11 protein-coding genes and 2 tRNA genes are annotated in these 13092 nt (G+C 61.7%); 6 read left to right on the forward strand and 7 right to left on the reverse strand.

All coding sequences use genetic code 11. The features are described from left to right. The first annotated feature begins 13 nt into the window (after positions 1-13). On the forward strand, positions 14-2401 hold the full coding sequence (locus DQW91_RS08560) for a PIG-L family deacetylase (protein ID WP_112663179.1): 2388 nt from the start codon (positions 14-16) through the stop codon (positions 2399-2401). Here the strand turns inward: DQW91_RS08560 and DQW91_RS08565 are convergent. Together DQW91_RS08565 and DQW91_RS08570 are read right to left on the reverse strand one after the other, a co-directional pair. After that, on the reverse strand, positions 2398-3699 hold the full coding sequence (locus DQW91_RS08565; protein ID WP_112663180.1) for an amidase: 1302 nt from the start codon (positions 3697-3699) through the stop codon (positions 2398-2400). The two genes, DQW91_RS08560 and DQW91_RS08565, sit on opposite strands and share 4 nt — an antisense overlap. 58 nt (positions 3700-3757) lie before the next feature. Next, the gene (locus DQW91_RS08570) at positions 3758-4228 is read right to left on the reverse strand and encodes an Lrp/AsnC family transcriptional regulator (protein WP_198411825.1); all 471 of its coding nucleotides are present in this window, start codon (positions 4226-4228) and stop codon (positions 3758-3760) included. A 251-nt stretch (positions 4229-4479) separates the two neighbouring features. On the opposite strand from DQW91_RS08570, the gene DQW91_RS08575 reads away from it, so the two are divergent. Then, positions 4480-5595, forward strand: coding sequence for a PLP-dependent cysteine synthase family protein (locus DQW91_RS08575; protein WP_112663333.1), 1116 nt, complete (start codon positions 4480-4482; stop codon positions 5593-5595). 2 nt (positions 5596-5597) lie between these two features. On the opposite strand, the gene DQW91_RS08580 is transcribed toward DQW91_RS08575, so the two are convergent. The 3 genes from DQW91_RS08580 to DQW91_RS08590 are packed head-to-tail and all read right to left on the reverse strand — an operon-like array spanning position 5598 to position 10056. Beyond that, the gene (locus DQW91_RS08580) at positions 5598-8798 is read right to left on the reverse strand and encodes an efflux RND transporter permease subunit (protein WP_112663182.1); all 3201 of its coding nucleotides are present in this window, start codon (positions 8796-8798) and stop codon (positions 5598-5600) included. Then, entirely contained in the window at positions 8795-9808 is a 1014-nt protein-coding gene (locus DQW91_RS08585; RefSeq protein ID WP_112663183.1) for an efflux RND transporter periplasmic adaptor subunit, read from the reverse strand. Before DQW91_RS08585 ends, DQW91_RS08580 begins: the two co-directional genes overlap by 4 nt. A gap of 44 nt (positions 9809-9852) precedes the next feature. After that, positions 9853-10056 (reverse strand): YgaP family membrane protein, encoded by a 204-nt coding sequence (locus DQW91_RS08590; RefSeq protein WP_112663184.1) that lies wholly within the window; start codon positions 10054-10056, stop codon positions 9853-9855. A gap of 165 nt (positions 10057-10221) precedes the next feature. Here DQW91_RS08590 and DQW91_RS08595 point away from each other — a divergent pair, with 165 nt between their 5' ends. Both DQW91_RS08595 and DQW91_RS08600 read left to right on the forward strand, forming a co-directional pair. Beyond that, on the forward strand, positions 10222-10536 hold the full coding sequence (locus DQW91_RS08595; protein ID WP_112663185.1) for an ArsR/SmtB family transcription factor: 315 nt from the start codon (positions 10222-10224) through the stop codon (positions 10534-10536). A 32-nt stretch (positions 10537-10568) separates the two neighbouring features. Next, on the forward strand, positions 10569-10976 hold the full coding sequence (locus tag DQW91_RS08600) for a protein tyrosine phosphatase family protein (protein WP_112663334.1): 408 nt from the start codon (positions 10569-10571) through the stop codon (positions 10974-10976). A gap of 147 nt (positions 10977-11123) precedes the next feature. Here the strand turns inward: DQW91_RS08600 and DQW91_RS08605 are convergent. Then, positions 11124-11198: transfer RNA gene (locus DQW91_RS08605), tRNA-Gln, on the reverse strand. 153 nt (positions 11199-11351) lie between these two features. Between DQW91_RS08605 and DQW91_RS08610 the strand changes: the two genes are divergently transcribed. Next, positions 11352-11428 (forward strand) — tRNA-Pro (locus tag DQW91_RS08610). A gap of 491 nt (positions 11429-11919) precedes the next feature. Beyond that, positions 11920-12363, forward strand: coding sequence for a hypothetical protein (locus DQW91_RS08615; RefSeq protein ID WP_198411818.1), 444 nt, complete (start codon positions 11920-11922; stop codon positions 12361-12363). Positions 12364-12453: 90 nt separating this feature from the next. On the opposite strand, the gene DQW91_RS08620 is transcribed toward DQW91_RS08615, so the two are convergent. Next, positions 12454-13065: a biotin transporter BioY gene (locus tag DQW91_RS08620; protein ID WP_112663186.1), complete on the reverse strand. Its 612-nt coding sequence runs from the start codon at positions 13063-13065 to the stop codon at positions 12454-12456. Positions 13066-13092 lie beyond the last annotated feature (27 nt).

Raw genomic sequence — 13092 nt, forward strand, 5'->3', positions numbered from 1 at the left:
AAAGGACAAACCGATGCTGCGCGCGCACGAACGTATCGCGAAGGAAATGGCCGACCCCGCCCTCGTTCGCCTGCACCGCAAGCTCGAACGTTTATCCTCTGTCCTCACCGTCATGAACACGGGCGCACACCCGGATGACGAAGCCAACGGCATGTTCGCCGCCTTGCGCTTCGGCTACGGCATGCGCATCGTCGTCGCCTGCTCCACGCGCGGAGAAGGCGGGCAGAACGCCATCGGGCCGGAACGCGGCGCAGCGCTCGGCATCGTCAGAACGCTCGAGATGGAAGCGTCGGCGCGCGTGATCGATGCCGATATTCATTGGCTCGGGCATGGGCCGGACGATCCGGTCCACGATTTCGGCTTCTCCAAGAGCGGCGAGGACACGCTCGCCCGCTGGGGCGAGGATCGCATCATCGAACGTCTGGTGCGCGCCTATCGGCAGGAGCGGCCTGATGTCGTGATCCCAACGTTCCTCGACGTACCGGGCCAGCACGGCCACCACCGCGCCATGACTCGCGCCGCGAGAGTTGCCATAGATCGCGCGGCGGACCCAAGCGCCTACCCGCACCATTTCTCCGAGGGGCTTTCTCCGTGGCGCGTCTCGAAGTTCTACCTCCCCGCCTGGTCCGGCGGCGGCGGCACGTATGATGACGAAGTCCCCCCTCCGCGTGCCACGCTGCACGTCACGGCTCCCGGCGTCGATACCGCGACAGGCGCGCCTTTCGCGCGCATCGGCGAGTGGTCGCGTATGCAACATCAAACGCAGGGCATGGGGATCTGGCGCGAGAATCCGCCGCAATCCTGGTCGCTCCATCGTCTCGACCAGGAGGTGGACGAGAGCGACATACGCGATGGTTTCGCGACGGTCGGCGCGCTGGCCGGTGGCGCGAATATCCCGGCTGAGGTGGCTTCTCACTTGTCGGCAGCACAGAAAGCCATCGACGGCACCATCCTCGCCTTCCCGCATCGCGAACGCATTGTCGAAGCCGCTTTGAAAGCCGCAGATCATCTCGAAAAGGCCTTGGCTGCGTGCCCGGAGACGACGTGTAACGAGATCGGCCATCGTCTCACGCGCAAGCTGCGCGAACTCGATTCGGTCATTCTGGAGGCGAGCGGCGTACAGGCGCGCGCATGGGCGGAACCATGCGTCGTATCGCCCGGTGGGAAAAGTGTTCTGCACGTGGCCCTGCATGCACCGGAGCTTCAAGCCTCGGCAGAACCGGTTTTGTCTCCCGCCATCGCAGCTTCGCGCCGCAAGAATGAAAGCGAAATCCTTTTCGATCTTTCAGTCTCGCAGGATGCTTCATTCACCAAGGCTTATCCTCCTGCCTACCGCACTCTCGGCGGAAACGGCGACGTTACTGTCGCAATCCGCACCACGATCAGCGGGCGCGAAGTCGAGAGCATCATAGATCTGGAGGAAGGCTTCCGCATTGCACCGGCGCACTCCCTGGTGCTCGAACCGGAAGCCATCATCATCAACCTTCAGGAAAAGCTCGCCACTCTCGCTGTGAAGGTGCGGCTTGATTGCGATGAAACGGGCAACGTCGCCTTCAAGGCTCCGCAGGGTTGGGACATCGTCGGCGAGAGCGGTGGTGCACGCATCACGCCGCCGGACAGTCTGGCGGCAGGGCTCTACACCCTTGCACCCTTGGTGGAAGGCCAGGAAGCCTATCGGTCCACGCCCATCGCTTATCCGCATATCGGACGCACTGCGCTTGTGAATCGTGAAGTTCTCAAGGTGCTGGCGCTCGATGTGCGGCGCTCTCCTGAGACGCGCATTGGTTATGTCGGCGGCGGCAATGATCGCGTTGGTGTCTGGCTTTCACGACTGGGCTTCGATGTCACGGAGCTCGATGGCGAGGCGCTGAACAAGGATCTGTCGCGTTTCACCACCATCGTCATCGGCATCTTCGCCTTCGGCACCCGCCCGGATCTTGCGGCAGCAACAGCGCGGTTGCATCGCTTCGTCGAGGATGGCGGCCATCTCGTGACGCTTTATCATCGCCCGTCGGATGGATGGGACCCGCAGAAGACGCCGCCGCGCCCCCTTATCATCGGCTCCCCTTCCCTGCGTTGGCGGGTGACCGATCCGAATGCGCCCGTTACCACTCTGGAGCCGGGCCACCCGCTGCTTACTGGCCCCAACAAGATCGATGCGGGCGATTGGAGTGGCTGGGACAAGGAGCGCGGGCTCTACTTCGCCTCATCGTGGGACGGCGCCTACAAGCCGCTACTCGCGATGAACGATCAGGGTGAGAACCCGCTTCACGGAGCACTGGTCTCAGGCCAAATCGGAAAAGGCCGGCACACCCATGTCAGCCTCGTGCTGCACCACCAGCTCGACAAGCTCGTTCCCGGCGCATTCCGGCTTCTCGCCAACCTGGTTCAGCCGGCCTAGATCCGGCTGAGTTCAGTTTCGATTGCCGCGCCGACCGCGAGCAACTCGCGGTCGCGTCCACGCTGGCCAACGAGCATCAGGCCGATGGGCAGCGGGCCGCCATGCGGGATCGGCAGGGACAAGGCTGGCAGATCGTAGAAATTGAAGACGGACGGGTTGCGCAGGATCAGAACGTTCGTGCGCACGAAGTCTTCCTCGCTCTGAACATCCGCGATTTTCGGCGCAACAAACGGCACCGTCGGCAGCGCCAGCACGTCGAAATCGGCAAGGCGCTGATCCATTACCGGCATCAGACGCGCGCGCTCCTGCACCATGCCGACATAGCTCGGCGCATCGAGTTCGCGGCCGCGCATGATGCGCTTGTGAACGAAGGGATCGAAATCGCCAGCCCGGCTCGTCAGCGCATCCTTGTGAACACAATGCGCCTCGATCGCGGCAAAACTCACCGGCGTCTGAACGCGGCTGGGCGCGAGGAGAAGATCGTCAAGCGCTTCGTCGCTGACTCGCGCCCCCACCGCTGCAAGATGCGAAATCGCGCGCTCGAAAGCATTCGCGACGTCGTCCTGCGTGTCCGAGAACAGAAACCCACGTGGAATGCCGATGCGCAGACCTGGCACGGTTCGTTGCGCGAGCGTATCGGTCTCCTCACCCGCAAGAACTGCATCCGTCGCCGCAGCCGCCGCGACGGAAGGAGCCAATGGCCCGAGCGTGTCGAGCAGGAAGGAGAGCGGAAAAGCGCCGTCGCGCGAAACACGATGCTGTGTCGGCTTGAAGCCGACGAGGCCGTTGAGGGCCGAGGGAATGCGGATGGAGCCGCCGGTATCTGAACCGATGGCGATCTCCGCCATGCCGCTGGCGACGGAAACGCCTGCGCCGGAGGACGAACCACCCGGAATGCGGCTGGTGTCATGGGCGTTGCCCGGCGTTCCGTAATGCGGGTTCAGGCCGATGCCCGAAAAGGCATATTCGGTCATGTTGGTCTTGCCGATGATGACCGCGCCTGCTGCCCGCAGGCGGCGAACCACGTCGGCATCGCGCTCCGCCGGTGGCGCATCACGGCTGATCTTTGATCCTGCCGCCGTCGGCTCGCCGGCGACATCGAGCAGATCCTTGACGGAGACGATGGCGCCATCGAGCGGGCCGAGCGGCGTCCCGGTGCGGGCGCGATGATCGGCCGCCTCGGCGGCGCGACGCGCCTCGTCTTTGTAGACCTTCGTGAAAACGATCTTGCCTTGCCCATTCGTGTCGTCGATGCGGGCAAGGGCTTGTTCGAGGCGCTGGCTGGCTGTGGCTTTCATGGCGAATCGTCCGATCACTCTTCGAGCGTCAGACTAGCGTGGGCCGCCAGAGGCGCAATCAGCGCCGGAGCATCGCGTAGCTCAATGGGATCTCGGTGGTCGACTTGATCTCCTGCATCGCGAACATGGAGGTGATGTCGGTGAAGTCCACACGGGAGATAAGCTCCTTATAGAGATCGTCATAAGCCTTGATGTCGGGAACCACCGCGCGGATGAGATAATCGACGTCGCCGCTCATCCGGTAGAAATCCAGAATCTCCGGAATGTCCTTCAACGCCTTCTGAAACTTCTCCAGCCAGGCCGCATTGTGCTGGCTCGTCTTGACGGCGATGAACACGGTGACGCCGACATTGAGCAGGTCACGATCCAGAATGGCGACCCGTTTCTTGATGATGCCAGCCTTTTCCAGTTTCTGGATACGCCGCCAGCAGGGCCCGGACGAGATCCCGACCCGCTCCGCGAGCTCGCCGACGGTCAAGGTCGCATCGGCCTGCAGGGCAGCGAGGATGCGGCGGTCGAAATCGTCAATCGTGCTCATCCTGTATTCCCGGCTGCCTCTCTCTTTTCCGAAAGGATTTATCAGTTTATGGATCGATTGAGAACAATGATCACAGGCGTGAGTGCAATTTACGATAAAATATTCCGGAATTTCTGGATTTTTTGATATATTTTTTATCTTACTCGGTCCCTTGCGGGCAAAATAGAAGAATAATTACCGGGGCTGCTGCGCATGATGGTTCCATCTCTTTAAGCCCCGGCTCCGGAAAGATGCGCCTCATGATGCCCGAAAGCTCTCGCCTCGTTGGAAAAGAGGTCTCCGGATGTTGTTCCCAGGCCTGGCTGCATGAGGCCATCGGGATCATCGAGGCCGATTTCAACCGCTCGGCGGATACGCATCTCATCCGCATCGACTTGCCGAAGACGCCCGGCATCACGCTCTATCTCAAGGACGAGTCGAGTCATCCGACGGGAAGCCTGAAGCATAGGCTAGCGCGGTCGCTGTTTCTCTATGCCCTGTGCAACGGCAAGGTCGGCCCCAGCACGACGATCGTCGAAGCTTCGAGCGGGTCGACCGCCGTTTCGGAAGCTTACTTCGCCCGTCTGCTCAAACTGCGTTTCGTCGCCGTCATGCCGAAATCGACGTCGCGCGAAAAAATTGCGGCCATCGAGTTTTATGGCGGCGAGTGCCATCTCGTCGACAATCCCGCCAGCGTCTATGACGAGGCTCAGCGGCTCGCCGATGAAACGGGCGGCTTCTACATCGATCAGTTCACCTACGCCGAACGCGCCACCGATTGGCGCGGCAACAACAACATCGCGGAATCGATCTTCTCGCAGATGGCGCAGGAACCCGATCCCATTCCGACCTGGATCGTTTCAGGCGCGGGAACGGGCGGAACTTCCGCCACGCTTGGCCGCTATGTGCGCTACAAAAGACATGCGACCCGCCTTTGCGTGGCGGACCCGGAAGGCTCCGTGTTCCATCGCCACTATGTGGACCGCAGCATCAAGCGCATCGAGCGCTGCACATCCGTGATCGAAGGCATCGGGCGGCCCCGCGTCGAGCCGTCCTTCGTTCCCGAGGTGATCGACCGCATGGTCGTGGTTCCGGATGCGGCAAGCCTTGCCGCGCAACGCGTCATCAGCCGCATCATCGGCAAGAGCTGCGGCGGCTCCACGGGAACCAATATCTGGGCCTGCCTGCAGCTCATGTCGGAGATGATCCGCTCAGGCCAGAAGGGCTCCGTCGTGACGCTGCTTTGCGACCACGGCGACCGCTACCGCTCCACCACGCTGAACGACGCATGGCTTAGCGAAAAGGGTATCGACATCTCCCAGCCAACAAAGCTGCTGGAGGATTTCATCGCCAACGGCACACCCTTGCCGACGAGCTGACCTCACGCATCGCCGCGCCCGCGCAGCGCGATATAGATCGCGGGGATGACGAGCACCGTCAGCGCCGTGGACGAGGCCAATCCGAACAGAAGCGAAATGGCAAGCCCCTGGAAGATGGGGTCGGTCAAAATGACAGCCGCGCCGATCATCGCCGCAATCGCGGTCAGGAGGATTGGCTTGAACCGGATGGCTCCCGCTTCGAGCACTACATCGATCAGCGGACGGTCGGGCCGTCGCGCGTGACGGATGAAGTCCACGAGCAGGATCGAGTTGCGGACGATGATGCCCGCAAGCGCGATGAAGCCGATCATCGACGTTGCCGAGAACGGCGCTGCGAACAGCCAGTGCCCGAGCATGATCCCGATGAAGGTCAGTGGAATCGGCGTGAGAATGACAAGCGGCAGCTTGAATGAGCCGAACTGCGCGACGACGAGAATGTAGATGCCGAGGATCGCCACCGCGAACGCGGCTCCCATGTCGCGGAACGTGACCCACGTCACCTCCCACTCCCCGTCCCACAAAAGGGTCGGGCGGGATTCGTCGTCAGGCTGGCCGTGCAAGGCGATCTCGGGTTTCGGCAAATCGCCCCAGTCGATTTGTTTAATGGCATCGGCCACGGCGATCATACCGTAAACGGGTGCCTCGAACTCGCCGGCAAGTTCGGCGGTAATCATTTCCGCCGCGCGCCCGTTGTGTCGGAAGATCGGGAACGAGGCAGGCTCGCGCGTCACCCGCACGACATCGCCGAGCTCCACCACGCTCCTGTCGCCGGGAAGCGTATTGGCAGGAACGGGCAGCGTCAGGTTGCGCTCGCTCATCACCTTCTCGTCCTTAGGGAGAGCAAGGCGGATCGGGATGGGCTGGCGGCCGCCGCTCCTGTGCGAATAGCCCACGGTCGTACCGCCGTAAAAGGCGCGGATCGCGTCATAAACGTCGGATTGCTCAACCCGGTAATATTCCAGATTGTCCTGATCGATAGCGATCCGCACGCGGTCCGCAGGCGCGCCGTATGAATCGCCTACGTCCACGATGAACGGCACGCTCTCGAAGGCCTTGCGAACTTTCGCGGCGACGGCCCGGCGTGTCTGAGCATCAGGTCCATAGATCTCGGCGAGCAGCGTTCCGAGCACCGGCGGCCCCGGAGGCGGTTCGACTACCTTCACGGTCGTTCGTGCCGGAAGATCGAGCCCCTTCAGCCGTTCGCGAATTTCAAGCGCGATGTCATGGCTCTCACGGCTCCGCTCTCCCTTCGGCAGAAGGTTCACCTGCACGTCGCCCTGATGTGGCAGGTTGCGCAAGTAATAGTGCCGCACGAGCCCGTTGAAGTTGAACGGCGAAGCCGTGCCCGCGTAAGCCTGGAACGACACGGTTTCCGGAATCGCGGCGAGCCTGTCGACAATTGCCTGAAGTGCGCGGTTCGTGTCCTCAACCGAAGAGCCCTCCGGCAGGTCGATCACGACGTCGAGTTCCGCCTTGTTGTCGAAAGGCAGCAATTTCACGGTGACGTGCTTCGTGTAGATGAGACCAAGCGAGGCAATGGTGGCGATCCCCACCACGGCAAGGAACGTCCAGGCGCGCCCGCGTGTGCGCAGAACCGGCTCGGCAACTGCCACATAAAGGCGGCCAAGCCAACCCGCTTCGCGATCTCCCGTTTTCTCATGATCTTGGACGTGCGCCTTGCCCAGCCGCAGCATGAGCCAGGGCGTGACGATGACGGCGACGAAGAACGAGAACACCATCGCGGCGGAAGCATTCGCCGGAATGGGACTCATGTAAGGGCCCATCATCCCTGAGACGAACAGCATCGGCAAAAGCGCCACCACAACGGTCAATGTCGCGACGATGGTGGGGTTGCCCACCTCGGCGACCGCATCGATGGCGGAAGCCGCTCGGTTGCGCCCGCCCTTCATCGCCCAGTGGCGTGCGATGTTCTCGATCACGACGATGGCGTCGTCCACCAGAATACCGATGGAGAAGATGAGTGCGAAGAGGCTGACCCGATTGAGCGTGTAACCCATCAGGCGTGACGCGAAGAGCGTGAGCAGGATTGTCGTCGGAATGACCAACGCGACCACCAGCGACTCGCGCCAGCCGATCGACAGGGCAACGAGAACGACGATGGAAATCGTTGCGAGACCCAGATGGAACAGAAGCTCGTTCGCCTTCTCGTTCGCGGTCTCACCGTAGTTGCGCGTGACGGTCATTTCCACATCGGCGGGGAAGATCTGACCGTGCACCTGCTCAAGGCGCTTGACGATAGACTCCGAAATGACGACCGCGTTGGTGCCGGGCCGTTTCGCGAAGGCGAGCGATACCGCAGGCACACGCTCGAGACCGCCGCCAACCTTGCTGATGTTCGTAACGCGGGCTTCGCTCGTCTCGGTCTCCAGCACCACCTTGGCCACGTCCCTGACATAGACAGGACGCCCGTCCCGCGCCGTCAGCAGAATGTTTCCGATTTCGGGCACGCTCTGCAGGGTCTGTCCGGCGACAAGAGGAAGCTGCTGCCCGTTCTGCCGAAGCTGCCCCATCTGGAAAGAGCGGTTCGCGCCTTCGATCTTGGCGGTGAGCTGCTGCAGCGTGATACCGTAAAGCGAGAGCTTTTCAGGATCGGGCTCGACCCGGATCTCTTCCGGCTGCTCACCCACGATATAGGTGAGGCCGATATCCGGCAGCTTCGCCACCTCCACCTGCAACTCGCGTGCAAGGCGCGTGAGATCGTTCTGCGTCCAGCGCGAGGTGGCATCCGCCTTCGGCGTCAATGTCACGACGACGATGGCGATATCGTCGATCCCTCGTCCAACGATCAAGGGTTCCGGAATACCGACCGGAATGCGGTCCATATTGGCGCGCACCTTCTCGTGCACGCGCAGGATGGCGGCGTCCGAACTTGTACCGACGAGGAAGCGGGCCGTGACGAGAACGCCGTCGTCCTGTGTCTGCGAATAGACATGCTCGACACCGGCGATACCCTTGATGATGGTCTCCAACGGCTCGGTCACGAGCTTGGCAGCATCTTCCGCTTTCAACCCGTTCGCGGAAACGCGGATGTCCACCATCGGCACGGAAATCTGCGGCTCCTCCTCGCGCGGCAGCGTGACGAGAGCAACAAGCCCGAGCGCGAAAGAGGCGACGAGGAAGAGTGGCGTGAGCGGCGAGTTGATGAAGAAGCGGGTGAGATGGCCTGCAATTCCGAGATTCACGGCAGCACAACCTTGTCGCCGTCACGCAGGCCCGTCAAAATCTCGATGCGTTTCTGGCCCTGATCCTCGAACGTCTCGCCCGTGATGACAGCCACATCGCGCGGACCCTCGGCCGTCGTCACACGCACGTAGTCGACACCGTGGCGCGTCGTGAGCGCCTGCGGCGGGACGACAATCGCCGAACGCTTGCCGACGGGAATCCACACCAGCGTGCGCTCATTCACGAAATAATCGCCGAGACCCGCAACATCGACATCGGCGATGACGCGGCCATTTTCGATTTCAGGATAGACCTTGACGATGCGTCCCTGACGCACGCTCGCCTTGCTATCGTTGCGCACGGGCGCAAGGCCGCGCTCGCCGATGATAACGCTGCTTCCCTCAACGATCTCGGCAGCATGCCGCTCCGGGATCGAGAGGCGCAGATAATACTGACCGCTCGCAATGCGCGAGATCTGATCTCCTGGCAGGACGACGGAACCCAACGTCACCGGCACCGTGAGCACGCGTCCCGTCGCGGGCGCGAGCACATCGCCCTCGCGCGCCCTTTGCATGACGACGGCCTTGTCGGCCTCCGCCGCAGCGACCTGATTGACGGTCACGTCGAACTGCGTCTTTGCCTGATCGACGCGGCTCTGCGTGCCGACGCCACGCGAAAAAAGCATCTGCGCGCGGTCGAGCTCGGTGCGTGCATTCTCTAGCTGCGACTTGAGCTGATTGATCCTGGCTTCTGCGGCATTTAGCTCAAGGGCGATCTTGTCATCGACGACGACGGCGATGACCTGCCCTTCCTCAACCTGGCTGCCTTCGGAAACCTTCACTTCCCTGATCGTTCCGCCGATGCGCGCGCGTGCCGGCACGACTGTGCGGCTCTCCACGCGAGCGAAGACCGCTTTCGTTTCAGGGATCGTTACGGCCCGAACCGTGAACTCCCCTGCCTGCGCGCAGGACCATGTCGTTCCCGCCGCAACGAAGAGTAAAGCCCGCGCGAACGTTTTCACAGCCGCCATGAGACGCCTCGGTCCAATGAAGAAAATGCGGATGCGTGTGAGCTTCAGCGGAACGCCACGCCGGGCTTGAAGCCGAGCTTCTTGAAAGCCATCGCCGCAGGACAGAAACCGGTTACGGACGACTGCATCAGGTTCACGCCAACGAAGGCCGTCAGCCAGAACCAATACGGCGACACGTAAAGGCCGAGCCCCAGGGACAGCAGCACCATAAAGCCCGCAAAGAACATCACAGCACGATCGATCGTCATTTTAAGTCTCCCTTTGCGACGGCGGAGCGATGCGTATGGAATTTTCCATTGCTGCCACTTGCAGGTAGGTTGCCATCCTGCCGCGGGTAGGCCCGCGCCATCGTTCTTGACATCATATATAAGAAATTGCTAATTAAGCAATATCTAATTTACAGGAGCCCGCAAGTGATCGATCCTGGCTTCGATCCGGAGGTTTTCGAAAAGAAGGCCACGGAGGTCGCCGATATTCTTCGTGCGCTCGCCAACGAACGCCGGCTGATGATCGTCTGCAAGCTGGTGGAATGGGGCGAGGCCAACGGGACTGCCTTGGCGGACGCGGTTTCGCTGTCGCAATCGGCCCTCTCGCAGCATCTGGCGAAGATGCGGGACGAGGGCATCGTCACCTTCCGACGCGAGAGTCAGACCCTCTGGTACCGCGTCGCCGATCCGCGCATCGAAGAACTCCTCGCCACGCTGCACAAGCTTTATTGCCGCCCGTGAGCGGTGCATTCCACGAAATGAAAGGAGCTCTCATGCAAGCCGCCAAACTCTCACAAGACATCTCCGTCTCTCCTCAGCTGACGGAAGACGATCTGAAGCAGGCCGCAACGCAGGGCTTCAAATCCGTCATCAACAATCGCCCCGATGGAGAGAGCCCAGACCAGCCTTTGAACACCACACTCGCTGCCCTCGCGGCGCAACTCGGTCTCGACTACCGGCACATTCCGCTCGTTCCCGGCCAGTTGACCGCCGCCCATGTCGCAGCCTTCAAAGCTGCCCTTGGCGAGATGAAGCATCCCATCCTCGCCTTCTGTCGCTCGGGAACGCGCTCGGCCACGCTCTGGGCCCTCGCCTCAGCGGGCCAACAGGAGCCGGAGGATATCCTTCGTGCCGCCGCTGCTGCCGGATACAATCTCGAGCATTTGCGGTCGCAGCTCTGAGAGCTGAACGGCGCCACGTCACCACGAGAACGCAACGACGGGCGGGGCGGTCGCCGCTCCGCTTGGCCGACAACTTGTGCCACCTCAGCGCGCATGAAAGCGCCAACCGTCTCATGGCTCTCGATAAACGACGATGTTCGTTGGATTTGGCTGGGGCGCCAGGATTCGAACCTGGGAATGGCGGTACCAAAAACCGCTGCCTTACCGCTTGGCGACGCCCCAATGCGCTTCGTGAAGCGCGGTTTACATAGTCGGCATGAGCGTCGCTGGCAACCGTGTTTGTCGCAGTTGGAAAGAGATGAATTTTTTGTCGCCTTGGCGCTTGCAGGACCCCCATCCCGCCGCTATAAGGCGGCCTCCCGACGATTTCGGCGGCGGAGTGTAGCGCAGTCTGGTAGCGCACTACGTTCGGGACGTAGGGGTCGCAGGTTCAAATCCTGCCACTCCGACCATTATTTCCGCTGAAATCACAACGTCTTTCAAAAGAAGAAACTTCCCGCTTAGCGGGATCGTGTACCGCTTCATGTACCGAATGAGCATGCCGGCCGTCGGCACACCGACCTTTTAACTCAGAGTTTTGAACGGGACCGCCTAAATCCCACATGGTCACCGAGTGAGACAGAGCGCGTCTGTCTTGCGCGTGCTGTCGCCTTCCCTGTCCCAAGGCAAAAAAATTCATCCGACATTGGAAACTTTTCTCGCGGGTTGTCGCTTCTCATTTGTCATGAGAGCCAAAAAGTCCTATTGCGTGCGCCTGCACGCATTCCCTAAAGGAAGAAATGCAACAACAAAGCAATCCTGAGGCACCCCTTCTTTTACCCCTTCACTCTTTCAAAGTCTGAGTCGCGGGCGTAGCATTCTGGCTCTTGGCGTAGAGCACAGACCGCCCGGTTAAGTTCGCCTCATGAAGTATATAGCGTTCGGATCGGCGGGAGGATTTGATATGACGGATGAAGAAGTTGAGATCGTAGCGGAAGAACTTGCCAAGATCGGCGGGACATCCTGGTATCCCGGCCGGGAGAGCAGCAGCATCCTCCGCGTGATCTCGGACCGGTACCGCGACCGGGCCCGGGCCGCGATTGCGGCTCTGGATCGTTATCGGGCGCAGAACGGCACCCCCAGCGATGATCCCTCGAGCGCCGCTCCACAGGCGAAGTCGCCTGCCTCCCCCCGCGCGGATGACAGCATCGCGGTCGGCGATACCGTCGTCTACCGCCCCCCGGCAGATCGCCGCGCCTACTCCTGCACGGTCGACGCCGTGCGTGAGGGTGAGGCCTATCTCGTTCTCAATCGCCGCGAGAATGTCGGCTGGGTTCCTCTTCCCGAGCTTCTGCGGGTCGCCGCGGATCACGAATCGGCAGAGAATGATCAGGCTTCCAAGGCCTGAGCAGCAACAGCGGTTCACGCTTCCCGATGCGAACATGAAAAAAGCCGCCCTTTCAGGCGGCTTTTCTCGTTTATGGGATTGAGAGGCGGATTATCGCGCGCTGCGGCGGGCAACGGTCCAACCGGCCTGCATCAGGGCGACGGCAAGAGCCGTCTTGACGACAGTCGCGGCGATGAACGGGGCGGCACCGACTGCCCAAGCCTTGAGGACGGGCATCCACATGGACAGCCAGCCAAGGCCGAAGGCGAAGATGACGGCATGCCCGATCGTCATCATGACGATGACGCGGGCGAGCGAGCGATCCCAGCCCTTCTCTGCCATGACGCCCATGACGAGAGCCGAGGCGAGGAAGCCCAGAAGGAAGCCGCCCGTCGGACCTGCAAAGTAGCCGAGGCCAGCCGGCAGCGGGGGGGTGTTGGCGAAAACCGGCAGGCCCGCAGCGCCCTGCGCCAGATAAAGCGCGACGGTCGCCACGCCGAGCCGCGAGCCATAGGTTGCGCCGATGACGAGGACGACGAGCGTCTGCATCGTCATGGGGACGGGATAGAAGGGAACCTGCACCTTGGCGGACAGGGTCAACAGCGCCGAGCCGACAACCGCCAGAACGACGGCGCGCAGGGCGGCGAAACGGACATCATCCTTGGAGGGCCAGAACAGGCCGGCAAGGGTGGGCGAAGCCAGCGACGATGCGCCAATCGACATTTCAGTCTCCAGAACTTACGCCGCTTC

The organism is Microvirga flavescens, assembly GCF_003290125.1.
Taxonomy (GTDB): Bacteria; Pseudomonadota; Alphaproteobacteria; order Rhizobiales; family Beijerinckiaceae; genus Microvirga; species Microvirga flavescens.

Excerpts from the sequence above, each read along its gene's own strand:
- DQW91_RS08560 (WP_112663179.1), top strand. The coding sequence starts at position 14 with ATGCTGCGCGCGCACGAACGTATCGCGAAGGAAATGGCCGACCCCGCC.
- DQW91_RS08615 (WP_198411818.1), top strand. The coding sequence starts at position 11,920 with ATGACGGATGAAGAAGTTGAGATCGTAGCGGAAGAACTTGCCAAGATC.
- DQW91_RS08575 (WP_112663333.1), top strand. The coding sequence starts at position 4,480 with ATGCCCGAAAGCTCTCGCCTCGTTGGAAAAGAGGTCTCCGGATGTTGT.
- DQW91_RS08620 (WP_112663186.1), bottom strand. The coding sequence starts at position 13,065 with ATGTCGATTGGCGCATCGTCGCTGGCTTCGCCCACCCTTGCCGGCCTG.
- DQW91_RS08565 (WP_112663180.1), bottom strand. The coding sequence starts at position 3,699 with ATGAAAGCCACAGCCAGCCAGCGCCTCGAACAAGCCCTTGCCCGCATC.
- DQW91_RS08585 (WP_112663183.1), bottom strand. The coding sequence starts at position 9,808 with ATGGCGGCTGTGAAAACGTTCGCGCGGGCTTTACTCTTCGTTGCGGCG.
- DQW91_RS08590 (WP_112663184.1), bottom strand. The coding sequence starts at position 10,056 with ATGACGATCGATCGTGCTGTGATGTTCTTTGCGGGCTTTATGGTGCTG.
- DQW91_RS08600 (WP_112663334.1), top strand. The coding sequence starts at position 10,569 with ATGCAAGCCGCCAAACTCTCACAAGACATCTCCGTCTCTCCTCAGCTG.